The 23,795-nt window shown below is 72.5% G+C and carries 16 protein-coding genes; 11 read left to right on the plus strand and 5 right to left on the minus strand.

What is annotated here, in order from left to right:
• Window positions 1-4 precede the first annotated feature (4 nt).
• Window positions 5-1,972 (minus strand): hypothetical protein, encoded by a 1,968-nt coding sequence (locus WMF28_RS44240; RefSeq protein WP_437599794.1) that lies wholly within the window; start codon window positions 1,970-1,972, stop codon window positions 5-7.
• Between the two features lie 140 nt (window positions 1,973-2,112).
• Here WMF28_RS44240 and WMF28_RS44245 point away from each other — a divergent pair, with 140 nt between their 5' ends.
• The 3 genes from WMF28_RS44245 (at window position 2,113) to chrA (ending at window position 6,002) form a co-directional block, all read left to right on the plus strand.
• Window positions 2,113-2,307, plus strand: a complete 195-nt coding sequence (locus WMF28_RS44245) for a DUF5522 domain-containing protein (protein ID WP_437599796.1) — start codon at window positions 2,113-2,115, stop codon at window positions 2,305-2,307.
• Window positions 2,308-2,544: 237 nt separating this feature from the next.
• Entirely contained in the window at window positions 2,545-4,713 is a 2,169-nt protein-coding gene (locus tag WMF28_RS44250; RefSeq protein ID WP_437599797.1) for a VWA domain-containing protein, read from the plus strand.
• A 101-nt stretch (window positions 4,714-4,814) separates the two neighbouring features.
• Window positions 4,815-6,002, plus strand: a complete 1,188-nt coding sequence (chrA, locus tag WMF28_RS44255) for a chromate efflux transporter (RefSeq protein ID WP_437599798.1) — start codon at window positions 4,815-4,817, stop codon at window positions 6,000-6,002.
• Between the two features lie 63 nt (window positions 6,003-6,065).
• Here the strand turns inward: chrA and WMF28_RS44260 are convergent, their stop codons facing one another.
• Window positions 6,066-7,211, minus strand: coding sequence for an acyl-CoA dehydrogenase family protein (locus WMF28_RS44260; protein ID WP_437604380.1), 1,146 nt, complete (start codon window positions 7,209-7,211; stop codon window positions 6,066-6,068).
• Window positions 7,212-7,364: 153 nt separating this feature from the next.
• Window positions 7,365-10,868 carry a hypothetical protein gene (locus WMF28_RS44265; RefSeq protein ID WP_437599800.1) on the minus strand — a complete coding sequence of 1,168 codons (3,504 nt, stop codon included), beginning with the start codon at window positions 10,866-10,868 and terminating at the stop codon, window positions 7,365-7,367.
• A gap of 581 nt (window positions 10,869-11,449) precedes the next feature.
• Between WMF28_RS44265 and WMF28_RS44270 the strand changes: the two genes are divergently transcribed.
• The 3 genes from WMF28_RS44270 to WMF28_RS44280 all read left to right on the plus strand — a co-directional run bounded on the left by WMF28_RS44270 (window position 11,450) and on the right by WMF28_RS44280 (window position 16,104).
• Window positions 11,450-12,223 carry a phosphoenolpyruvate--protein phosphotransferase gene (locus WMF28_RS44270; protein WP_437599801.1) on the plus strand — a complete coding sequence of 258 codons (774 nt, stop codon included), beginning with the start codon at window positions 11,450-11,452 and terminating at the stop codon, window positions 12,221-12,223.
• Window positions 12,224-13,410: 1,187 nt separating this feature from the next.
• Window positions 13,411-14,043 carry a peptidoglycan-binding domain-containing protein gene (locus WMF28_RS44275; RefSeq protein ID WP_437599802.1) on the plus strand — a complete coding sequence of 211 codons (633 nt, stop codon included), beginning with the start codon at window positions 13,411-13,413 and terminating at the stop codon, window positions 14,041-14,043.
• Between the two features lie 45 nt (window positions 14,044-14,088).
• A complete protein-coding gene (locus WMF28_RS44280) occupies window positions 14,089-16,104 on the plus strand; it encodes a hypothetical protein (RefSeq protein WP_437599803.1) in 2,016 nt (671 codons plus the stop codon).
• A gap of 18 nt (window positions 16,105-16,122) precedes the next feature.
• Here the strand turns inward: WMF28_RS44280 and WMF28_RS44285 are convergent, their stop codons facing one another.
• Together WMF28_RS44285 and WMF28_RS44290 are read right to left on the minus strand one after the other, a co-directional pair.
• Window positions 16,123-16,965 (minus strand): TIGR02996 domain-containing protein, encoded by an 843-nt coding sequence (locus WMF28_RS44285; RefSeq protein ID WP_437599804.1) that lies wholly within the window; start codon window positions 16,963-16,965, stop codon window positions 16,123-16,125.
• 225 nt (window positions 16,966-17,190) lie between these two features.
• Complete coding sequence (locus WMF28_RS44290) at window positions 17,191-17,958, minus strand: hypothetical protein (RefSeq protein ID WP_437599805.1); 768 nt, start codon at window positions 17,956-17,958, stop codon at window positions 17,191-17,193.
• Between the two features lie 1,926 nt (window positions 17,959-19,884).
• Here WMF28_RS44290 and WMF28_RS44295 point away from each other — a divergent pair.
• The 5 genes from WMF28_RS44295 (at window position 19,885) to WMF28_RS44315 (ending at window position 23,667) form a co-directional block, all read left to right on the plus strand.
• A complete protein-coding gene (locus tag WMF28_RS44295; RefSeq protein ID WP_437599806.1) occupies window positions 19,885-20,538 on the plus strand; it encodes a hypothetical protein in 654 nt (217 codons plus the stop codon).
• Window positions 20,539-20,663: 125 nt separating this feature from the next.
• Window positions 20,664-21,230, plus strand: a complete 567-nt coding sequence (locus WMF28_RS44300; protein WP_437599807.1) for a cytochrome c maturation protein CcmE — start codon at window positions 20,664-20,666, stop codon at window positions 21,228-21,230.
• Between the two features lie 100 nt (window positions 21,231-21,330).
• Complete coding sequence (locus WMF28_RS44305; protein ID WP_437599808.1) at window positions 21,331-21,969, plus strand: phospholipase D-like domain-containing protein; 639 nt, start codon at window positions 21,331-21,333, stop codon at window positions 21,967-21,969.
• Window positions 21,970-21,987: 18 nt separating this feature from the next.
• Window positions 21,988-22,761, plus strand: coding sequence for an endonuclease/exonuclease/phosphatase family protein (locus WMF28_RS44310; protein WP_437599809.1), 774 nt, complete (start codon window positions 21,988-21,990; stop codon window positions 22,759-22,761).
• Between the two features lie 264 nt (window positions 22,762-23,025).
• On the plus strand, window positions 23,026-23,667 hold the full coding sequence (locus WMF28_RS44315; RefSeq protein ID WP_437599810.1) for an NAD(P)-dependent oxidoreductase: 642 nt from the start codon (window positions 23,026-23,028) through the stop codon (window positions 23,665-23,667).
• Window positions 23,668-23,795 lie beyond the last annotated feature (128 nt).

The following is a 23,795-nucleotide window of genomic DNA, read 5'->3' on the forward strand; positions in this document are numbered from 1 at the left end:
GGGGTCACTTCGCCTCGAAGATCACCGCGGCCGCGCCGGCGACGCACGCGACGCGGGCGCCTCCGTTGGCCGGCGCGCACGCGGTCGCCTGCGCGAGGTCGCCGCCCGACCAGAGGCGCGCGGCGCCGCCGGCCGTCGCCACGAGGAGCCCGCCGGCGGCGGGGACGGCGAGCGTGGTGCCGTCCGGCGACCGCGCCGCGCCCTGCGGGGCGGGCGTGGTGAGCGGGAACGAGAGCGCGGACGAGGCCGGCGCGGCCGCGCGCAGGTCGATCGAGACCAGCGCGGCGCCGAGGGCGATGTCGAAGCCGCCCTCGGACGCGGCGAGCGGGGAGTACGGCAGCCGCTCGGTCCCGGCGCAGCGCTCGGGCGAGGCCGCGCCCGCCCGGGCGCGGGGCCCCTGGCCGCGGAGCAGCGGGAGGGGGGCCTCCATCTCGCCGACGGCGTCGGGCGAGCTGCGGAAGAGCGCGAGCAGCGTGGGCGCGTCGCAGCGCCGCTCGACGGCGACGAGCTCCGCGGGCCCGGCGCGGACGGCGGTGGGCCAGGGGGGGATGTCCGTCGCGGACTCGGTGGACGCCGCGGGGTCGACGCGGACGACGCCCTGCGCGGTCCGGACGAGCAGGGCGCCGCTCGCCTCGAACGCGAGCGGGCCGAAGGCGCCGGGCCGGGTCGACTGCGGGGCGGCGGCGGTGCGGTACACGGCGCTGGGGGTCACCGGCGGCGCGAGCTTCGCGAGGAGCTTGCCTTCCTCCTTGGTGCGGGGCTCGGCGCCGCCGCGGTCGAGCGCCGCGACGGCCGCGAGCGGCGCGCCTCGCGTCGAGGCCGCGACCGCCTCGGCGTGGTCGATCGCCGCCGCGAGCCCCGGCTCGCCGCAGCGCACCGGGCCGGCGCCCGTCCAGACGCGGGCCTCGCCGGCGCGCGCGGCGTCGCGGCCGGCGATCGCGCCGCCGCCGCCCGCGGCGTCCGCGCAGAGGAGCGCGTGGAGCCGGCGCAGCCGCTGGGCGGAGGCGGCCACGGCCGGCGCGGTGGACTTGCCGCGCGCGTCGCGGAGCAGGGAGGCGGCGAGGGCGCGCAGCGTCTCGCCGGGCTGCGCCGCGTCGCGCGACAGGCCGGCGGGGCGATCGAGGAAGACGAGCGGGGCGCGGAGCTCGGAGGCGGCGCCCGCCGGGGCGGGGAACGGGCGCAGCGCGCCTTCGATTCCGACGGAGACGACGAGGTCGTCGCGGCCGTCCGCGTCGCGGTCGGCGACCTCGAGGGCGGCGGAGAGCGCTTCCGCCGGCGGCGGCGCGCGGAGGCGGAGCTCCAGGGCGAGCTCCGGCGGCGCGCCCGCGCCCGCGGCGGGCCCGGGGAGGCGGATCACGGCGATCCAGCGCGCGGCGCCCGCGCCGGCGGCGCGCTGCGGATCGGCGCACTGCGGCGCGAAATCGAGGGCGAGCGTCGAGGGGCCGATCTGGCTGAGGCCGACGCGCGGGGTGCACCCCTGCGCGGCGAGATCGCCGGGGAGCGCGGTGAGCGTGCGCAGCGCCTGGGGCCGCGCGGCGGGCGCGAACAGGAGCTCGCCGCGCAGGCCGTCGGGCGCCCGCGTCCAGGCGACGAGATCGCGCGCGCCGTCCCCGTCGAGGTCGAGGAGGAGGCCGGTCTCGAAGGTGCGCCCGGTCGGCGCGGCGACCACGGCGCCGCCGTCGAGGGGCCACCGCTTGCCGCCCTCGGGCGCCGGGACGCTCGGCACGGCCGCGAACCGGGGCGGGGCGGCGGCGTCGGGCGCGCCGGCGTCGGGCGCGCCGGCGTCGGCATCGGGGCCCGGGTCCGGGGCGCCGGGGCCGACGCCGCTCGGCGGGGGCGGGGCGCCGGAGGGCGCCGCCGAGCCGAGCGTGTAGGGCGTGTAAGGCTTGGAGCTCGGGCAGCCGTCGCAGCCGGTCGCGGCGAGGAGCGGGAGCAGGGCGCGGAGGAGCTTCGAGCAGGATCGATCGGGCATTGCGGGCGGACCCGCCGGATCAGCGGCGTGCGGCGGGCGGCGCAGGCGTAGCACGGGCGGCGCGCGGGCGGCGTGGAGCCGGCGCGCCCCGGGGCCGGATGGCGCCGGCGCGCGTTTCGGAGTAGCTTGATCGAGGGCAGATGCGCGGGCCGAAACCTCCCAGGGCCATCGAAGGCGAAGACTATTACCTCGAGGGAGGCCGGGTGGTGTTCACAGAGGCGTATCACCTGAAGCGGGGATACTGCTGTAACTCGAAATGCCGTCATTGCCCTTACCGTGAGAGCGCGCCGACGGAATCGATAACCGTCATGGCACCTCGCGTGAAACTTCTCTGAAGCAGGGGCAGCGCTCGGGCGCCCGCGGCGGAGCGCGGCGTTCCGCCGTCAGCATGAGGCGACATGGCGGTCTCTGTTGCGCGGCTCGCACGTGCCGCCGGTCCGCGGCGATCTCCGCGCCACACTTCGTCGCGCTGTCGATGACGTTGGAGGCTCGCGCTCGCGATGGAATGCCGGTTGATCCGGATTGTGCGGAGCGTCTAGCCTTTCGCGTCCCACACTCGCGCAGGAGTTCCTATGCGTCGCAGTCTTCGCCCTCTGCTCTACTGCCTCTTGCTCTCGGCGCCCGTCGGTTGCAACGCCGCGCCGGACGACAACGCGCCGCCGCCGGCGGTCGACCCGGAGCCGACGGTCGAGGACACGGATGAGGATGGCATCAGCGACGCGGAGGAGGGGCGCGACGAGGCCGTGGACACGGACGACGACGGCGTGCCGGATTTCGAGGACACCGACTCCGACGACGACGGCGTGTCCGATGCGGTCGAGGGCGCCATCCCGCGAGGGCAAACCGGGCGGCCTGACAGCGACAGCGACGGCGTGCCCGATTTTCGCGACGAGGACTCCGACAACAACGGTCGTCCCGACGGAGAGGACGGCGAGGACGACCTCGACGGCGACGGCAGGGCCGATTACGCGGACCTCGACGATGACGGCGACGGCCTCTTCGACAAGGACGAGCTGGGAGCGGACCCGCTCGACCCGGTGAACTCCGACGACGACCGGTGGCCTGACTTCCGCGACACCGACTCCGATAATGACGGCATCCTGGATCGGTTCGAGCGGGATCTCGACGCCGACGGCGACGGGATCCCGGCGTTCCGAGATCTCGACTCGGACAATGACTGTCGGCCCGATTCGGTCGAGCGGGGCGGGGGCGAGCGCGAGCATCCGCCCATCGACAGCGACAACGACGGTGGGGCCGATTTCGTCGATCTGGACAGCGACAACGACGGCCTCCTCGACCAGCTCGAGGACGTCAACTGCGACGGCGTGCTCGACCCGGGCGAGTCCAGCGTCGCGAGCGAGGACACGGACGAGGACGGCGTGAGCGACCTCATCGAGCAGTCCGCCGGCACGAACCCGAACGACGACATGGATAACCCGCGGGCCAACGGGGACTTCGTGTTCGTCGTGCCCTATCGGGCCGATCCGGATCCGGCGCAGGACACGCTCGACTTCTCGACCAACATCTCGCAGGCCGACGTGGTGTTCGCGATGGATACCACCAGCTCGATGGGCGGTGTGATCGCGAAGTTGAAAGAGAGGCTCCAGGAGATCATCGCGCAGCTCACCCGGGAGATCCCGAGCATCGGCTTCGGGGTGACTCACTACAGGGACTTTCCGACCAGTCCGTACGGGGCCACCACCGATCGGCCGTTCTATCTGCAGCACCGGGTGATGAGCGTCATCACGCCGGAAGGGCGGGAATCGGTGCAGGACGCGGTGAACTCCCTCTCGGCCGCGGGGGGCGCCGATATTCCGGAGAGCGGCTGGGAGGCTCTCTATCAGATCGCCACCGGGGCGGGCACGCACGCGGGAGGCGCCAACGTGCCTGCGTTCAATCCGGCGACCGCGCCGCCGAGCGCGATCCCGGCGGGCGAGTCGGTCGGAGTCCTCGGCGGTGTGGGCTTCCGCGCCGGGTCGCTGCCCATCGTGGTGATGATCTCCGACGCGCCGAGCCACAACGGGAGGACGCCGGAGTACAGCTACTCGTCGACGCACTCGTCGCCGGACTACACGCAGGCGCTGAACGAGTTGACCGGCCTGGGCGGCCGCTTCATCGGCATGGTGACGACCTCCGACGAGAGCGCGGCGAAGGCCGACTTCACGGCCGGCGCGCTGGCGACGGGCTCGGTGGTCCCGCCGACGGTGTGGGGGGCAGAGGGCATACGCCCGCCGCGGTGCGCGGTCGACCAGTGCTGCACCGGCGAGGACGGGAAGGGCGTGGCGGCCGCCAACGGCAAGTGCCCGCTCGTGTTCCAGGTCGCCAGCAGCGGCGCCGGCCTGAACCTGGCTGTCGTGCAGGCGATCAAGGTGCTCACGACCTACGTCACGCTCGACATCTCGGCGGCGGCGGAGGACGACCAGACCGACACGGTCGACGCCGTGAGCGCGTTCGTCGACAGGATCATCGCGAACAACATGGCTCCGGAGCCCTGCACCTCCGGGCTCAGGGTCGTGGACAGGAACCGCGACAGCGTCGCGGACACCTACGCCAACGTCTTCCCGGGGCCGACGGTCTGCTTCGACGTGATCCCGAAGATCAACGTCTCGGTGCCCCCGACGACCGAGCCGCAGGTGTTCACGGCGAAGATCGTCGTCACCGGCGACGGCGTGACCACGCTGAGCACCCGCAAGGTCTTCTTCCTCGTTCCGCCGGAGATCCCGGAGCCCCCCATCCAGTGACGAGCGGCCGGCGCTCGCCGGCACGCGCCCGGAGCCGCCGAGGGGTCGCCCTGGCGGCCCTCTCGAGGCCGTTCGGGGCCCGCTTCTGGTACACAACGGGCATGGTCGACGGCTCGGTCAGCGGGGGTGCCCGGGCGCCCGGGGAGACCCGCGGCGCGGCGCTCTGGGAGCTCGCGCGGCTCTTCTTCCGGCTGGGCGCCACGGCCTTCGGCGGCCCCGCGGCCCACGTCGCGATGATGGAGGACGAGGTGGTTCGCCGGCGCGGCTGGATGACGCGCGAGGATTTCCTCGATCTCTACGGTGTGACGAACCTGATCCCGGGACCCAGCTCGACCGAGCTCGCGATCCACATCGGGCACCGCCGCGCCGGCTGGGCGGGGCTGCTCGTGGCCGGGGCGTGCTTCATTGTCCCGGCGACGCTCATCACGCTCGGGTTCGCGTGGGGCTATGTCCGGTTCGGCGCCGTGCCGGAGATGTCGGCGCTCCTCTACGGGGTGAAGCCGGTGATCATCGCGGTGGTGGTCCAGGCGCTCTGGGGGCTCGGCCGCGCCGGCTTGCGCTCGAAGCGCTCGATGGGCCTCGCGGCGCTCTGCGCTGGCGCGAACCTGCTCGGCGTCCACGAGCTCGCGGTCCTGGCCGGCGCCGGCGCGCTCGCGGTGGCGCACCGGCTCGCGGCCGGGCGTCCTGCGGGCCCGTCTCCCGGCGTGGCGGCCTTCGCCGTCCCGCTCGTCGGGGGCGCCGCGACGGCCGCGGCCGCGGGCGTTCCGTTCGGGCTCCTGCCGCTGTTCCTGTTCTTTCTCAAGGTCGGCTCGGTCCTCTTCGGGAGCGGCTACGTGCTCCTCGCGTTCCTCCGCGCGGACCTCGTCGAGCGATACGGGTGGATGACCGAGGCGCAGCTGCTCGACGCCGTGGCGGTCGGCCAGGTGACGCCCGGTCCCGTCTTCACGACGGCGACGTTCATCGGATATCTCCTGGGCCGCGTCCCGGGCGCTCTGGTCGCCACGGTGGGCATCTTCCTTCCGGCGTTCTTCTTCGTCGCGCTGAGCGGCCCGCTGATCCCCCGCCTCCGCCGTTCGGCCGTGGCCTCGGCCTTCCTTGACGGCGTGAACGCGGCGTCGCTCGCGCTGATGGCGGTCGTCTCCTACCGCCTCGCCCGCGCGGCCGTTGTCGACTGGCTCACCGGCGCCCTGGCCCTCGTCGCGGCGCTCCTCCTCGTCCGTTACCGCGTGAGCTCGCTCTGGCTCATCGTGGCCGGCGCGGCCCTCGGCGTCCTCTCCGTTCATCTCTAGAGCGACCCGCCGGCTCGAATAGGCGTCCAGCCAGCGCGAGCGGGGCCGCGCGGCCGGGCAGCGTCAGCTGCTCATGCGGCCGATCAGCTCTCGCGTGATGTTCTTTTGATGGGACTCGAGCGTACCGCCGCCGATCTCGAGCAGCTTCGCGTCTCGGAAGAACCGCTCCACCTTGTACTCGGTGCAGTAGCCCCAGCCGCCGAGCACCTGCATGGCGTTGTCGGCCACCTCCTTGCCCACCGGCGCCGCGAAGAGCTTCGCCGCGTCCGTCCCGAGGCGGTTTCTCCGGTCGGGGCTGACGCCGCGGGCCACCGAGTAGATGAGGGCGCGCGCCGCCTCGGTCTTGGCGTAGCTCTCCGCGATGTAGCGCTGGATCTGCCCGTGCTCGGCGATGGGCTTGCCAAAGCTCCTCCGCTCTCCTGCGTACTGGATCATGATGTCCATGCAGCGATCCGCGATTCCGAGGCTCATGGCGGCCAGGGTGAGGCGCTCCAGCTCCAGGTTCCTCATCATGTTGCGGATCCCGCCCCCCTCCTGGCCCAGGACGTTCCGGGCGGGCACCACGCAGTCATCGAAGATGAGCTCGCTCATCGTGCTGGCGCGCATTCCCATCTTCGGCGTCTTCTCGTCCGTCGAGAACCCGGGGAACCCGCGCTCCACCACGAAGGTCGTGACCCTGCCCTCGATGGTCGCGTAGACAAGGAAGATCCGGGCTTCGGGGGCGTTCGTGATGAGCGCCTTGCGCCCTTTCAGGATGAACCGATCCCCGTCGCGCCGGGCGAACGTCTTCATGCCGAGCACGTCTGTCCCGCTCGTGGGCTCGGTCATGCCCATCGCGCCGATCCACTCGCCCGAGAGCACCTTCGGCAGGTACCGCGCGCGCTGCTCGTCGTTGCCGGCGTGGAAGAGGTTGTTCACGAACAGCATCGCGTGGGCGAGATACGCGAGCGTGAACCCGGGGTCGCTCTTTGCGAGCTCGTGGTGGACGATCACGGCGGCGACCGCGTCCATGCCCGCGCCCCCGTGCTCCGAGGGCACCGTCACGCCGAGCAGGCCGAGCTCGCCCAGCCGCTGCATCAGGGGGATGTTGAGGGTCGCGCTCCGGTCGTGCTCGTCGGCCTGCGGCTCGACGACCTCACGGGCGAAATCCCGCACCATTTGCCGCAGCATCCGGTGCTCTTCCGTCGGGTTTTCCAGATCGCTTTCCATGGCGGAGGATGACGCGCTCATCACCGCCGAACGTAGCACGTGGAAGCGCGCACCCGCGACGGCGTGGCACGCGATTCGCTTCATCCCTGGACGAACCCTTTCGAAAGGGGCCGAATGAAACACTGGACCGATGGGGTGCTCTGGGGCGTGGCCCTAGTGTCGCTGATGATCTGGCTGCTCGCCGTGCTCGGTGTGGGGCCCGCGAACAACTGGATCCACGTGCTCCTGGTGATCTCCGCCGCGTTCGCCGTGACCGGGATGCTCCGGCAGATGCCCGCGCGGCCGCGGCGCTGAGCCGGCGGGCGCCGGCGGCGGCGACTCGATCTCTGTCGCCGTTGGTGCCGGTCCGTCCTGGCAGCAGCGGACGCCGGTCGAGTAATCGAGGTAGCTCCTCGGGTGGGCCGTGATGAGCGCCTCGCAGCCCGACCGGGTCGAGCGCGCGTAGAAGCCGCCGGCGAACGCGCCGCCCGGCTCGTCCACCCACTCATCGAGGTTGCCCACGAGATCGTAGACCGCGTCGCTGCCCCAGCGGCTCCTGCACCGGGGGCTCCCGCCCGTCTCGCGCAGCAGGGGCTCTCGGGCGCTGCGCACGCGGTTCAGCCGGGGGTCGAGGTGGCCGATCGACGCGTTGCCGTGGAGCAGGGAGGCGGGGTGCGCTGGCCGGAAGACATTGCACGCGCCCTCCTCGAACGTGTCGCCGTACGGGTACAGGGTGTCGTCCTCGCCGCGGCACGCCGTGACGAACTCCTCGACCGAGCAGAGCCGCTTGCCCGCGGCGGCGCAGGAGCTCTCGGCGACGAGGCCGGTCGCATAGCCGCTCGGCCGCGCCCCGGACCGGGAGCGGGCCAGGGCGGCGATCGTCCGGCCGCGCTGCCAGCCGGGGAGCAGCGGCAGCGGGAAGGCGCGGGCGTGGACGTCGCCGATCCGCCGCCGGCCGGTCGACCACTCGGCGAGCGTGAGCTCGAGGAGGTTCGGGGTCGACGGGTAGTCGGGCGAGAGCGCCTGTCCCGTGGCGCCGTCGACGAGCATCGCCTCGAAGCGATCGATGCAGAAGCGGCCGCCCTCGATGGCGACCATGTCGGCGGGGCACGCGGGCGCGGCCGGCAGCGCGGGGGCGGGCGCCTCTGTCGGCTCTCCCGCGGCCGGGCGCAGCGCCGCGACCGCGCTCTCGGGCAGCGCGGGGCGCGCGACGCCCGCCTCGGCCTGCGCGTCGAGGCCGCTCACCGCGCTCCCGAACCACCGCAGGCCGCCGTCGGCGGCCCAGACGACGTCGCCCACCACGCAGGCGCCGGGGGCCGCGAGCTCCGGCACGGTCACGAAGGCGCCCGGCGAAGGCGCCGGGACCGCGCGCCGCGCCGGCTGCCCGTCGACGCAGAGCGCGCCGGTGTCGTCCTCCGGCCACGGCTGCGACGCGAGCTCCGCGCCGTCGTCGTCCAGCCAGACCACGTGGCGCCGGGCCGCGTCGCTGAGCAGCGCGCCCCCCTCGGGCAGGGCGACGAGCCGCACCGCGAGGTCGCCCTCGGCGAGCGGCAGCGACGTCTCGCGCGCCGCGCCGGGCCGGCCGAGCGCGTCGATCGAGAGCGCCACGACCCTGCGTGGGTCGCCGGCGCTCACGCCGGCGACGATGGCTCCGCCGCCCCGGCGCTCGCACGCGTCGAACCCCGCGCGCACCGGCGACGCGATCGCGACGGCGGGCGCCGCGGGGCGTGCCGCGGCGGCGTGGGGTGCCGCGGCGGCGTGGGGCGGCGCGGGGCGTGCCGCGGCGGCGTGGGGCGCCGCCGGCGCGAGCGCGCCCGGCCCGGCGAGCGCGCCCGAGGCGTCGATGCCGGTGATCTGGAGCCGGTCGCCGAGCACCTCGAGGAAGAGCCCCCGCTCGCGCCCGCCGACGAGCGCCGTGCCGCCCTCGTGGGCGCGCCCCCGCAGCGCGGGCACCACGAAGGGCTCGGGCACGAGCCGCACGACGTCGGTCCTCGCGAGCCACCAGGACGCTCCGATGCGCGCGGCGCGCCGCCTGTCGGCGGGGCGCTCCGGCTCGTCGAGCGGCGTGCCCGGCGCGCCCCCCGGCGGCGCGGCGCCGATCCCCTCCGGCGCCGCCGTCGCGGAGATCGGCCCGCGCGGGTCGAGCCGGTGGAGCTGCCCCGCGGCGAAGGCGAGCCCCTCGCCGTCGGTCGCGAGCGCGCCCCACGCGATGCGCGCGCGCCGCGCCGGGAACGGGTCCGGCTCGCGGCGCGGCTGGCCGTCGGCGCGTGACGCCGAGGAGAGCTCGCCGGAGATCGTCTGGAAGTAGGCGCGATCTCCCGCCCACGCGGCGAGCCCCGGGTCGTACGCCGGCTGCCCTGTGGCGCGCCGGGCGCCGCTCGCGGCGATGCGCGCGAGCGCGTCGATCTCGGCCGGCGCGAGCGGGGTCGCGTCGGCGAGGCGCGCCGGATCCACGGCGCAGACCGCCCTGGGCGCGGCGCCGGCGGGGAGCCGCTGGAGCGAGGGCGCGACGCGCGTCGCCTGGCAGGCCCCGTTGCGGCCGGTGACGTCGACGACCACGGCGCCCGCGCTCGCGGTCACGAGGCGCGGATCCAGGTGGCCGCGCAGCGTGCCGTAGTCGAGATCCCCCTCGGCCACGACGGCGCGCCGGCGCGGGTCGAGCTTGCCGTCCTCTCCGAGCGACGCGAAGGCGATCTGCGCGCTCCCGAGCCATGACGTGCTCGTCTTCTTCGTGCTCGCCGCGTAGTAGAGCAGATCGATCGCGCCCGGCCTCCCGCCGGCGTCGATGAGCCCCATGCCGTCGAGCGGCGGCCGGAACCGGAGCCCGGTGGGCGACGACGTGGTCGCGATCCCGCCGGCCGGCGAGATCCAGCGGACCCGCACCTCGACCTCGGGCAGCGGGTCCGGCCGCTTCGGCCGGGGCGCGGGGCGCGGGGCCTTCTTGGGCCGGCCTTCGCGCTCTCGATCCGCGCCGCGCTTCTTCTTCGCGACCGCCGCGCCGCGCGCGCCGGTCGCCTTTTCGGGTCGGCTCGCCGCGGGCGTCTTGCGGGCCGGCGCCTTGCGGGCGGTCTTGGCCGGGGCGGGGCGCTGGCGCGCCTTCGCGGTGCCCCTGTCGCGCTTCGCGGCATCGGCGACCTCGAGCTCGAGCAGCGCGACGCGCTCGCCCACGGCCGCCGCCGCGTGCGCGCGGGCCCTCGCGCACGAGCGGGACGCGGCCGAGGTCTCGCCGGGGAGGAACGTCGTCACGCAGATCTCGCCGTCCTGCGAGGTGAGCAGCGTGGTGCTCCCGCCGGGCGAGGAGAGGGCGCCGGCGAGGTCCTCGTCGACGAGCGGGAGCGGCGGCCCGAGCTCGCCGGTCGCGGCGTCGAGGCGCCTGACCCAGCCGGACCGGTCCGACGACGCCTTCGAGAGCAGCAGCACCGAGCGGCCGTCGAGCGACGGCTCGATGAGGAACGGGAGCGGCTCGACCTCGGGCGCGCCGAGCGGCGTGCGGCCGGGGGGAGCCGCGCTCGGCAGGAGGGTGGTCGCGGCGGCGCCTGTCGCGGGCGCGCTTTCCGGGGCCGGGCTGCTGCCGGGCGCGTGCACCGCGGCGCTGGTCTGTGCGGGCGAGTCTCGCAGAGCGCCGCCGGAGCACGCCCCCGCGCCGCAGGCGAGCGGCACGAGCAGGGCAGGGATCACGGATCGGGGGGAGAGGGGGGATCGGGGACGTCGCATCCTTCGCACGCTCGGCCTCTCTCGCGGCGCGGCCGCTCGGGGCGGCGGCCGAGCCTAGAGGTGAGCAGGCAGAAACCCGAGGAAAATCATAACGGGAGGCGCGGAATCGGGGAGGAACGACGACGATCTCGCTGTCTCGACGCCGCGGCCGGGCGTGGGGGGACGCCGGCCGGCGTGCGGCGGGGCGTGGGGGGACGCCGGCCGGCGTGCAGCGGGGCGTGGGGGGACGCCGGCCGGCGTGCGGCGGGGCGTGGGGGGACGCCGGCCGGCGTGCAGCGGGGCGTGGGGGGACGCCGGCCGGCGTGCGGCGGGGCGTGGGGGGACGCCGGCCGGCGTGCGGCGGGGCGTGGGGGGACGCCGGCCGGCGTGCGGCGGCGGGTCGTGGGGTCATTTGAACCTGAAGGCGGGAAGGCGGGAAGAAAATCATCAATGATCTTCCCGCCTTCATGTGACATCTCTCCGGGCAAATGCCCCCACCACCCGGCGGCGCGTCGAAAGCGTGCTGCCGCCTTGCCGGGTCATTGCGAGCTTGGTAACCGGATCTTATGGGAAAAGCCGCATTTCTCGCCCGCCGGCTCACGCCGAGCGGGTGCATCATTGCAGGTACCAAGCTCGCCGCTCACCGGGAGGCCTTGAAATCGAAGAAGCTCAAGCTCGCTGCCAAGGTCGACGCAGCGGTCCAGTTCGTCATTGTGTCCACCGAGGCCCTCGAGGCGCTCGGGAGTATCGACGCCACGATGGTGGAGATCGATCGCGGCACCGACCGGTGCATCGGAGCGTTCAACAGCCAGCTCGCCAGCGTCGAGCGCGCGTTCGATCATACCGACATCCTGCCGCTGACGGATGACGAGGCGGCGCGCCGTCGCGATGCGCTGCTGGTGCGCTCGGAGGTGCTGTCGTCGGGCACCGACTTCATCCGCCTCGTCTACTCCCAGCAGTGGGTGCGCATGAGCGCGATGATCAAGGCGCTCGACGGCAAGGACGTGAAGGCGGCGGTCGAGCGCCTCGGCCTCTCGGCGGAGGTAGGCCGCCTGCAGCGCTGGACGGAGCTGTACGGCAAGAAGCTCGGCGTCACCGAGGCGAAGGCCGCGGATCCGGCCGTCAAGGCGATCGAGGCGTGGCACGAGGCCTACGGCACGCTCCTGATCCGGGTCCATGCCGAGTACGACGACGACAAGGACGAGACTCACGCGCTCCTCCGCGACCGGCTGCTCTCGCCGTACGAGGACGCGGCGGAAGAAGAGCGGCGCGCCGAACAGCGGGCCCGCGCCGCCAGCGCGAGGAAGAAGACCGAGGCCGAGCCTGAGCCGATCGGATAGCGCTGCTCCTCGCATGCCCGCCGGCAGGCGACCGGGCCTCCCATTCATCGCGCGAGGACGCCGCCGTTCGCCGGTCACCTCGCAACACCGCCACAGTCCCGATCTCAGGTGACATCTCTCTCAGGTTCGGGGGAGATGTCGGCGGTAAACCTCGTGTATTCCTTTTCGGCTCCGGCGCACGAGTTCGTAACAATCCGGGGGACCTTTCCGGAAATAGTATGGATGGCGACGGATGACGGAGGAGGAAGTTCCGCTCATGTCCGGCCCGCTCCTCATCCGCAACCGGATCCGGAGGATGAAACGCGCCGCGCTGTCGCTCGCCGCGTCGCTCTTCCTGGCGGCGCCCGTGGCGCTCGCGCAGGTCGCGCCGCGCGGCGCGCGCCTGTCCTACACGCGGGGGCCTGACACCGAGGGGTGCCCCGAGGAGCCGAGCCTCCGGGGGATCGTCGCGAGCCAGCTCGTTCGACAACGAAGAAGCGATCGAAGAAGAAGAAGAAGGAGCGCGCCGCGCCGACCATTCTGGCGGAGACGAGCGGTGTGCCGAGCGCCGCGCGCTCCGAGGTGCCACCCCAAGGGTCGCGAGCCGCCGCGACGAGCCTCGGCGACGGCGTGGTGCCGCCCGTGTTCGCCCGTATCGACTGGGCGTCGCTTCTGAAACGCGTCTACTTGGAAGATGTGCTCGCGTGTCCATGCGGCGGGCGCCGGCGTGTGATCGGCGACATCACGCAGCAGGAGCACGGAGCGACGGGATGCCACGCGAGGGCCAACGTGTGCCCGCGTGGTCCGGTTCGTGCGCGAGGGGGCGGGGAGCGCCGCCGGGGCGGTCCCTCGACGCGGGTGCGGAGGTCGCCGGCGGGCGGGTGGCGGCGCGGGATGGGCCTTGCTCGTCCTAGCCGCCGAAATCCGTCGTATCGGGGCTCGCTCGCTCCTGCCGCTGACCGGGGTTGAAGTTACCCATGCATCCAGGGCGCCGCCCTCACGCCACGGCCTGCGGGGCCCGGGCGCGCGCCAGGACATGCCGGGAGAGCGCGGCCGGCGAGGGGTCGCCGGTCTGGCAAGGAGATCGACCTCGCCTCGTGGTTCCAGAGCGCCCGGTCGAGTGCTAAGATTCCAGCGACGGCGGCCCCGGTGGAGCGCCAGATGGAGCAGGAATGCCGACAAGGCATGTGATTCAGCAAGGAGAGAGCGTGGTCAGCCTCTCCGAGCGCCATGGCCTCTTCGTCGAGACCATCTGGAACCACCCCGAGAACGCCGAGCTCAAGAGGAAGCGCAAGGACATGAACGTCCTCGCCCCCGGCGATGTCCTGTTCATCCCGGACAAGCGGCTCAAGGAGGAGCAGGCGGCGACGGGGCGGAGGCACGTCTACCGCCGGAAGGGCGTCCCCGCGCTCTTCCGGCTCCAGGTCTTCGACGGCCAGGAGCCCCGCAAGAGACAGCGCTACAAGCTCACGGTGGACGGCCGCTCCTCCGAGGGCACCACCGACGACAAGGGGATCCTGATCGAGTTCGTGGCCACGGGCGCGTCGCGGGGTGAGCTCGTGATCGGGCCGGACGAGCTCCGGGTTCAGATCGATTTCGGCCATATGGACCCGATCGATACGCTCTCGGGCACCCAGAAGCGGCTCGCCAACCTCGGCTACGACTGCGGGGGGACGGACGGCCGCCCGAGCGAGGCGACCGAGGCCGCGATCCGCGCCTTCCAGCGCCGCTTCAGGCTCCCGGAGACCGGCGAGCCGGATGAGGCCACCCTGCGGAAGCTCGAGGAGGTCCATGACGCGCCGAATGAGTTCCCCGAGGCGACGGCGTCCGCGGGGAGTTGACAGGGAGCAGGCGGGAGGCGAGGGGGACCACCGGAGCGTGATACGATGAGCACCAACGGCCCTACCGGCTTCGGGACAATCTCGGTGAGCCTGAGCAACTCGGACGAGCTGCAGGGGGCGAACAACACGGTCGCGACGCCGCCTCCCGAGGGCTATTACGTCATCGTCGGGCGGGGCGTTACGGCCTGGTATAACCACCTCACCCTGCTCCTCTCCGAATGGGGGCAGAAGCGCCTCAGCAACGCGGCGAGCGCAGGCCCGGCCCTGCCGCCGGTGATGCACATCGGCTACGAGGAGCCGTGGTCGCGGCGCCGCAAGGAGCGGATGGGGCAGTGGCCGCGCATGCTCGATTTCTTCAAGGACCTGGCCCCGCGGCTCGGCCTGCGCGGGATCCCGCCCGAGGACGAGCAGAGCGACTGGCTCGAGTCGGCCATCTTCGCCCGGTCGATCCGGGAGGCCCAGGACCATGTGTGCTCGCGGTACCGCCACGTCCGCTCCGAGGGGCAGCTCAAGCGCACGAACGACGACGCGGAGCAGGCGCGCGCGATCGAGCTCCGCAGCGGCTTCGTGAGCATCATCGAGAGCCGAGCGGGGTGGGCCATCGGGCGACGCAAGGATACCCCTGATCCGGGGGAGTACCTCCCCAAGCTCGAGCTAGACCGCTGGAACGAGGCCGAGAAGCTCACGGGGGACGGCGCCAGATGGGCGAACCCTGACTGTCCGTACCGCCTCTCGGTCTACCATGAGGGCAAGCACTCGTATGTGTATGCCTACAAGATCGATATCTGCACCGGCCCTGGGCAGCCTCGCCTCTTCGCGCCGAAGGCCAAGTGGAAGGAGAAATTCGCGACCCCGGAGCTCTACGAAGAGCACCTCCCTCGTCTCGGCGTCCCGCCCGCGGAGCCCACCGAGCGGATCATCGACGGGAACGTGTATATCGGGAGCAAGAACGATCATAAAAAGACGGTGATCGTCTTCAAGGGCAACCCCGTCGGCGCTCAGTCGGTCCAGTCCGCGCTCGACATGCCCCGCTGCGAGGACCCGGTGCGGAGGGTGTGGTGGGTCGTCAACAAGGGCATGATCGCGGGAAACGACGCCGACGTCCCCGGCAAGCGGAACCTCCTCGAGATGATCGGCAACATGCCGATCAAGCAGACCGACGAGGCGATGATCACCGCGGTCAGCGTGAACCACGGCGAGTCATGGGTGCCCCAGTACCACCGCAACGAGCTCTTGCGAGAGCGGCTGCACCGCGTGGGCTGGCACGAGATCGAGAAGATCTCCGAGGAGCCGAGCCGTAAGATCAAGTGCACCTTCACGCTGCACCCCTATGGCGACCTGCTAAAGGACGTCCCGCTGGGCACGGCCGACAAGGCGGCGGCGAGCCTCGCGGAGATGCTCATCCTCGCGGAGCCGTTCGACGGCGATCTGCTGCCCGGGATGACGACAGCGACCCAGGCGGGCAAGAAGATCCTCGCGTCGATCACCGCCGATCTCCTGGTCTATTCCCTCGGGCAGGAGCGGGGGGCGACCGCCGAGGGCACGGTGCTTTACATGACGCAGAAGCTCGGCGCGCTGAGCCCGGTCTTCGATCCGGGCACGGGCTTCCCGATGGCCGTCACCAACAATTTCGCGGATCCCGACGCGGACGGCATCGGCCGGGTGCGGGCCCTCGGCGCCGCGATCATGGGCGCCAGCACCCGGGAGGCCGATACCCAGCACAACAACCACGGCGCCACGCTCCCGCAGGAGATGCCGGCGGGGGGCGGCGGGCTGAACCTCGCCATCACCAATATCCGGCGGGCGAATCGCTTCAAGCAGACGCCGGTCCGGGTGAACACGGCCAGCGTGGCGGAGCTCGTGGAGGCCGGGCTCAGCGCGGAGTGCGCGAGGGTGATCGTGGCCGAGCGCTCCGCCACCGACCGCGGCTACTCGATCGATGGGCTCATCGGCAAGCTCATCGTGCTCGCGGTCGACCAGAGCTCGACGCTCACGCAGCAGGAGCGGACAAAGATCACGGAAGATCTCGGCAAGCTCCAGTACGGGAAGTTCGCCTTCTGAACGGCGCCCCGCGCCTCGTCACGGCGGAGGGGGAGCCCGGCACGGGTTGGGAGGGTAGTCGAGCGCTGACTCCGTGTTGAAATGGAGCCATGGGATGTGGCCGTACGTCGCTTCCAGGGCCTCGCCCTCCCTGGGGAGGTCGACGTGGCTGATGGAGTACCCCTCGTAGCCGGCGGTCTCCCGCGGGTCCACGCGCGCGCCGGTCAGGCCGACGTACCTGAGCCGCGGAAGCGTGACGGACGCCGCCAGGGCCGTGATGCCCCGCATCCCTACCGGATTGAAGCCGAGATCGAGCCACCAGAGGCGCTTCATGTGGGGCGAGCGGGCGAGGTGCTCGACGTCGTCGTCCGTGAGGCCATCCTCGATGAGCGAGAGCGCGCGGACGCGGACGAGCTCCGGTGAATCGAACAGCGCGGGGCCGACGTCCGCGTAGCGGGTGAGCCGGACGGAGGCAATGGGGGCGCGGTCGAAGAGGAGCGCGGCGTGCTGGAGGAAGGCCTGAGCCGACAGCGTGACGTGGGCGATGAAGCCTCGGTCGAACGTGTACGCATCGACGAGGGCCGCGATGGGGCCCGCGAAGGAGGCGGCGTGGGCGGCGAGGAGGTCCCGCTCCAGATCCGTGGCCCGGAGCCAGGCGACGCGGCGGGCGAGCTCGCTGGACGGGGTGGCCGCGCCGCCCGCCGCGGGCCTCGCGAAGCTCTCCCTGGCGAGGAGGATCTGCGCCCGGATGAGCTCGGCGCGAGGATGGGGATCTGCGCCCTCGCCGAGGCTCCTGTCCAGCGCGTCCGCGTAGGCCAGGCGGGGCGCGTCGTCGTCGGGGCTGGAGAGGACGGCCTCGAGCAGCAGCTCTTCGTCGGTCACCGGGGCGACTCCTTTTCACTCAGCGCGGGCGCGAGAGGGTAGGCGGGGAGTCTAGCAGCGACGGGGGCCGCCGTGGGCCTGTGGCGTCGAGGTGGGCGTGAGGACCCCCGCGCTGGCAGGGAGGCCCGTGCTGCTCGAGCGACCGGACGACGTCCGCGAGAGCAGACCCGCGGTGCGCTTCAGCCGAGCCGCGCCGGCTTGTGCGCCGGAAGCGCGAAGCTCGAACTAAGGGGCCAGGAACACCGTCGCGGCGCCCTTCTGCATCTTGCCGGAGGGATCCCTGCACTTGTCGTAAGCGCCGTCGTCGAGCTCCCGGCTGCAGACGTCATCGCAGTCCCCGAGCACCTCGATGGGGGAGCAGCCCTGGAGGGAGGGCCCGCACACCCGCGGGATCTGCGACGCGCCGGGCGCGACACAGGCATAGAGCTTCTGCGGGTTCGCGAAGATGTCCCCGAAATAGGCGCCCTCGCGCTCGGTGTAATCCGAGCGCTCCTCACTCGTGCTCGCGAGCGCCTTGTCCTTCCCCCGGACCGAGACCATGACGCTCTGGCCGAGGTAGTTGACCCGGGAGATCACGCACGCGGACACGCCGGCCTTGCAGTTGTCGCCGCACTCGCCGTCGTCCTCGCCCCACGCGGGCGCGAGGCCAACCGAGCCCTCGAAGGAATAGTCGACGCCCTCGATGTTCAGGCCGATGGCCTCCCCCTCGGGGAGCGCGCAGCTCACGATGGCGGACAGCAGCATGCGGCCCAGCGGATCCGAGAGCTCCTCCATGACAAGCCCGTTGAACGTCAGGCCGTTGAACGTCAACCCGTTGAACGTCAACCCGTTGAACGTCAACCCGTTGAACGTCAGCCCGTTCCCCATGAGCGCGGCCTGCCGGTCCGCACCGATGGGCTCGTCAGCCGTCTCCTCCGGGAGCACAGCACAGCCAATTTGCACGAGGGATGCCGCGGTGGCGATGACGAGCGCGAGTCGTGGCGACTTTGTCATGGTGCTTAACAATTACCTGCCCCGCGCGGGTGTTCAATTTTTTTCTTTCGAGGGCAATGCGCGCTTTTGTGCGTTCTCGAGCCTGCAGCGGGGCACGCTCTCCACCACGACGTCGTGCAGAGTTGAACGATGGAGCATTCACAGAGCGATCGATTCGATAAACTCACCGTCGCGCTGGAAGAAGGGCGGCTCTCATGGCCAGCCGGTCGCGGCTCGCAGGGATTGGCGCCCGCATGCGCGCCCTCGACGTGGGCTGCGGTCGCGGGGCCGCCAATTCGTCCTTGAGGTGCTCCCCTTCATCGCGCGAGGACGCCGCCGTTCGCCGGTCACCTCGCAACACCGCCGCAGTCCCGATCTCAGGTGACATCTCTCTCAGGTTCGGGGGAGATGTCGGCGGTAAACCTCGTGTATTCCTTTTCGGCTCCGGCGCACGAGTTCGTAACAATCCGGGGGACCTTTCCGGAAATAGTATGGATGGCGACGGATGACGGAGGAGGAAGTTCCGCTCATGTCCGGCGGGTGCCCCGAGGAGCCGAGCCTCCGGCAGGAACCCCAGGGCGCCGCCAGACCAACCCTGGGCAGACCCTCTTCGGTTCGATCGCATTGCCAAGAGTGAGATAATTTTCTCATCTTTCGCCAAGCGACAGCCCGCGCCGCCCTTCATGAGCGCTCGAGCTGTCCCCGTCGTGCGCCCGTCTCCCGTCTGCCGCCAGAACGAGCGCCCTGGCGCCCCCTGGATACGCGGGCCCGTCGATTGTGCAGCGAGAAGCGGGGCAGTCCAGGAAACCGCTCCGATGAAGACCCCATTGCCGATCCCTCCCCGGCGGGAGGGCCGCCGCCTGTCCTTCGATGCGCCGGGATCCCGGCCGCGCCGCCGCGCACGCAGCGCGCCGAAAGAGGCGCTCCACCCGGTGGTCTCGCCGTCGGTCGAGGCCCTCTGGGCCGAGCGGCCGTTCGTCGCCCTCCTGCTCCGCTCCCTCCGCGTTCCCGCCCGCGACCGAGCGGATCTCCTCCAGACGGTGCTCCTCGGCGCCTGGGAAGCCATCCGAGTATGCAGGTACCGCCCGGACCCGCTGCGGCACCCGCGCCGCGCTCCCCGTGGGCCATCGCGAGGTCCTCCTCGCAGCGGCCGGGCCCCTGAGCCTCGTCGCCTGGGCACGAGCGCGCGGCATGAACCCCAGTTCCGCCGCCAGCCGGCTGCGTTGCGCCAGGAGGGCGCTGGCCGAGAGGCTCGCCTCACCGAAGCTGCCGTGCGGTGAGGGCGCCGTTCGGTGACGCTGCCGCCGAGCTGAGGCCTCCGCTCGGTACCCGCTCGGCCGGTCGTGTCGAGCCGGTGTACGATTTCGCAACGATCCGGGCGGTCTCGCCGGAATACCTATCCATGAAAGAGCCCCGAACACGCCCAGCGCCCTCTCCCGCGCCTGCACCCGCCCGCGGCGCGCCCGCCGCGCCCGACGCCGTTGTGAACGCTGGACTCCCGGCGGCCGTGGACGTGGCGGCCGGGGCGCCGTCACGCGCCCCCTCTCGCATGGCGGCTCCGCCCAGCGAGCACGACACGGCCGAGGAGAGCGCTTTGCTCAGCAGCGCCGGCCTCGCGCTTTGCTCGGCATCGCTCGCCGGCATCGCTTCCGCTCGCCCGGCGGTCTGGCTGTACAGCATGGCGTGCAGCGCGGTGCCGGTACGCGCCGGCAGGGTGCGCGCCTCGAGATCCCGCCAGCCGGCACGGCACCTGCAGCGCGGCAGCGCTGAGCGACTCGCGCGAGCAGGATTGCCGAGCCGGCGTTCGCCGCCCGATCGAGGCCGGCCGGGAGGACCCCAGGAGCCCGTCGGATCGGATCGAGCGCCGGCCCGCGCACCCGCTCGACCCGGGTCGATGTCGCGCGGGGCGGGGGACCGACCTGCGCCAGAGCCCACCAGGAGGCCTCCATGAACGCGTCGATTCTCCGCATGCACGTAACTCTGGGCTCCGTCGCGCTCCTCGCGCTCGCCTCCGGGTGCGGCGGCGAGCGGCGGCCGGCCCAGCCGATCGGCAGGACGCCGACGTTCGAGTCCGAGGCGCCCTACGCCGCCGAGCCGCAGCCGCACGCCGCCGATCAGCGCCGGCCGGGCGCCGCTCCGGGGCGCGCGCCGGAGCCCGGCCCGGACGAGCGCGGTCGGCGCCCCACCGAGCCCACCGAGGAGGATCGGACGCGCCACGGTGCCGCGGGCGGCCTGGACGAGCACGAGCTCTGCGAGGAGATCTCGGCGTCGTCGAGCGTCACGGCGGAGGACATCCCGGGCGGCGTGCAGATCGTGATGACGCCGAGCCCCGGCGCCAGCACGACGTCGCTCGACATGCTCGCTCGCCGGCTCGACGCGCACCTCGGCGCGCTCCGCCAGGCGGGGCAGCAGCCGTCGGAGGACATCGTGACGCGCTGCCGCCTGTTCGACATGGCCCGCATGGGCGCGCGCGGCAGGGTCGTCGAGGCGGCGGACGGGCTCCGCATTATCTTCACGGCCGACGACGCCGCGAGCGTCTCGATCCTCCGCGAGCAGGCGCGCCAGTTCGTCCAGTCCGCTCGCGAGGGACAAGTCCGGTAGGGTTGTCCAGCGCCGCGGGGGTGCCGCCGGCCGGGATCGAGCCGTGCAGGTGGCGCTCGACCGGTCGCGGGGCGCGGGCTAGCCTGTGGGGGCGCGGGCTAGCCTGTGCCTGAAGGGTCCCCACGATGAGCAAGAAGCTGGATGAAGAGTTGGCTCAGGCGCTGTCTCTGGTGGAGCAGCAGGACACGCCCGCGGTGGTGAAGCCGGCGGCGGCGAGCCCGCCGACCAGGCCGCGCGCGTCGCGCAGCCTCGGCCTGCTCGCGACGCTGCTCGTCATGGTGGGCGCGCTCGTCTCCCTGTTCCTCGTCGGCTTCAAGGAAGCGGCCGTCTACGCGACGCCGGTCGATCAGCTGCTCACCTCGAAGGAGAAGCTCGTCGGCCGCAAGGTCCGCGTCGAGGGCGAGCTCGTGCCCGGCACGCTGGCCAAGCGCGACACCCCCTGCGAGTACCGCTTCCAGATCCACGGCACGCAGGCGGCGCTGCCGGTGCGCTACGCCCAGTGCGTCATTCCCGACACCTTCCGCGACATTCCGGCCGGCGGCGTCGAGGTGACCGTCGAGGGCACGCTCCAGCAGGACGGCAACTTCGAGGCGAGCCTCGTGATGGCGAAGTGCACCTCGAAGTACGATCCCAACTCGCACGAGATGAAGGGCGGCGCCGCGGCCGTCGAGGGTCCGCTCTCGCTCAAGTGAGCGGACGCGCCCGTCCGCTGCCCCTGCGCAGCGCGCGCGGCGCAGCCCCGGCAGACCCGGTGGCGCTCGCCTTCGCCCGCGCATCCTCCACACTGCGACGATGACCTCCCGTGACCGCCGGTTGCTGAGCCCCGTCGGCGACGGACGCAGCTCGCCCGCTCCGGGCGAGCCGCCCTCTGGCCGCGGCGCCGCGAGCGACGGCGCGTCGAAGCCCATCGGCCCGATCCTGACGGCGCAGCACGCGCTCGCCCTCCTGCCCGATATGGAGGCGGTGCTGGGGTCGATCTTCCGCGACATCGAGGTCCGCGCTTACCGCCCGATGGCGCCCGGGCTCGCCCGCGGCGGGCTCCTGCCGCGGGACCACGCGCGCGTCATCGTGATCGACGACCACGCCTACACCGGCGGCGCCGCGTGGCTCGATCGCGGCTTCAAGCTCTTCGAGTACCAGCGGGGTGTCATGCACTCGAAGTTCGCGCTGGTCGACGACGACTGGTGCACGATAGGCACGTTCAACGCGAACCCGAGCCGCCTGAGCGCCGTCAACGAGGAGAATCTCTTCGTGTTCGATCCGGCGTTCGTCGCGCAGGTGGCGGACCTGTTCTCGAGGGACAGGGCGGGCTCGCGGCCGGTGACCCGGGGCTCGCTCGCGGCGCGGTCGCTCCCGGGCAAGGCCGCTGACTGGCTCGCTCACGGGGCCTTGAGCCTCCTCGACAAGCTGGTCAAGACATCCCCGGATTGACGCCCGAGGAGGAGGCATTTGAGCCAGGATCGCGACCTCGTCATTCTGACCCAGAACATCTGGGGGGGAGCCGCCCTCTGGGAGCGGCGCCGGGCGATGCTGGCCCGGCTCATCAGCGATCTGCGCCCCGGCATCATCGGGCTCCAGGAGGTGCACGCACCGGGCGCGAGCGGCGATCTCGGCCAGGCCGGCGAGCTCTCGCGGCTCGCCGGCGGATACAGGGCCTGGTTCGCGCCCGGCCGGGTCGCCGCGGGCGGCGAGTGCGAGGGGGTCGCGCTGCTCTGCAGGGAGGACATCGAGGTGCTCGAACACTCCCTGGAGGCGCTCACGCTCGATCGCGAGGACCCGTTCGAGCGCGACAGCCAGCGCGTGGTCCTGCGCGCCGCGATCCGGCACGCGGGCGCGGTGATCGACGTGCTCGTCACCCACCTCTCGCTGTCGAGGCACGCGCGGGCGCGCACCGTGCGCGAGCTCGTCCGCTTCGCCACGCGCGAGCGCGAGAAATCGAGGAGCCTCGGCGCCGTCCTGATGGGCGACTTCAACGCGCTCCCGAGCGAGGAGGCGGTCTGTTACCTCCAGGCGAGCGCCGGAGACGGCCGCTGGCTCGACGCCTGGACGCAGGCGCACCCCGGCAAGGCCGGCGGCACCTGGCCGGCGGGCCTGCCGCTGCGCCGCATCGATTATGTCTTCGTTCAACCGGGGGAGGGGTGGACGATCACGCGCTGCGAGCGGGCGCCGTTCTCCGGCTCGGATCACCACGGCGTCGTCGCGTGGCTGCGGCTCGGCGCCTGACGGGCGGAGCGCCGCTCGCCCGGATCCCGGGCAGATCTCGATGGATGAGGCCGGCGTCCCGCCCCCGGCGGCGCGCCTGCGGCCTCACGACGCAGGACGAGGTTCGGGGATCATTCGTATCGGTGAGTCGGGGGTTGCCAGTGTCGTCTTGTGAGCACACCCAGGATTCGCTCACGCGGCGAGCGTGAGCGACAGCGCGCCTCCGCGGCGCGTCACGACGCGCGTGTTGAACCCGCCGCGGCAGACCGGGTAAGCTGGCGGCACATGAGCAGACTGCTGATCTTGGGGGCGACCGGGGGCACGGGCGCCGCGTTGGTCCGTCAGGCCCTGGAGGCTGGCCACGAGGTCTCCGCATTCGCGCGCACGCCGGCCACCCTCCCTGTCCCGCACCACGAGCGGCTGCGCGCGCTCCGGGGCGACATCATGGATGCCGAGCAGGTGTCGCGCGCCGTGCGCGGCCACGACGCCGTCCTCTCCGCCCTCGGGGCGCGCGGCATGAGGCCGACGCGCGTCTACTCCGAGGGCATCGCCAATGTCCTCCGCGCGATGAAGGAGCACGGGGTCCGCCGCCTGATCGCCGTCACCTCGGCGGGCATCGGCGAGGAGCAGCAGAGCGCGCTCTGGTTCCGGCTCCTGGTCAAGCCGCTGCTCCGCAACCGGCACTCCGACATGACGCGCATGGAAGACGCCATCCGCCGGAGCGATGTGACCTGGACCGTCGTGCGCCCCTCCAAGCTCACGGATGGACGGCTCACAAAGGAGTACCGCGCCAGCGTCGACCACCTGCCGCTGGGCGGCTACGTCTTCGGTGGTCCCACGATCTCGCGCGAGGACGTGGCGCATTTCATGCTCTCCCAGATCGACGGCGACGAGTACCTGCGCAAGACGGTCGTCGTGACGTACTGAGGCACGGCACGCGCGCTGTCCCTTGACGCGACGGCGGGGCGTCGGTCTGCTGCCGGTCGCGGCGCCTCGGAGAGCCTGTAACGCTCCTACCGTGATAGCCGCGATTGCCATGATCAAGCCGAGCCGAG

Source organism: Sorangium sp. So ce590 (assembly GCF_051521365.1).
GTDB lineage: Bacteria > Myxococcota_A > Polyangia > Polyangiales > Polyangiaceae > Sorangium.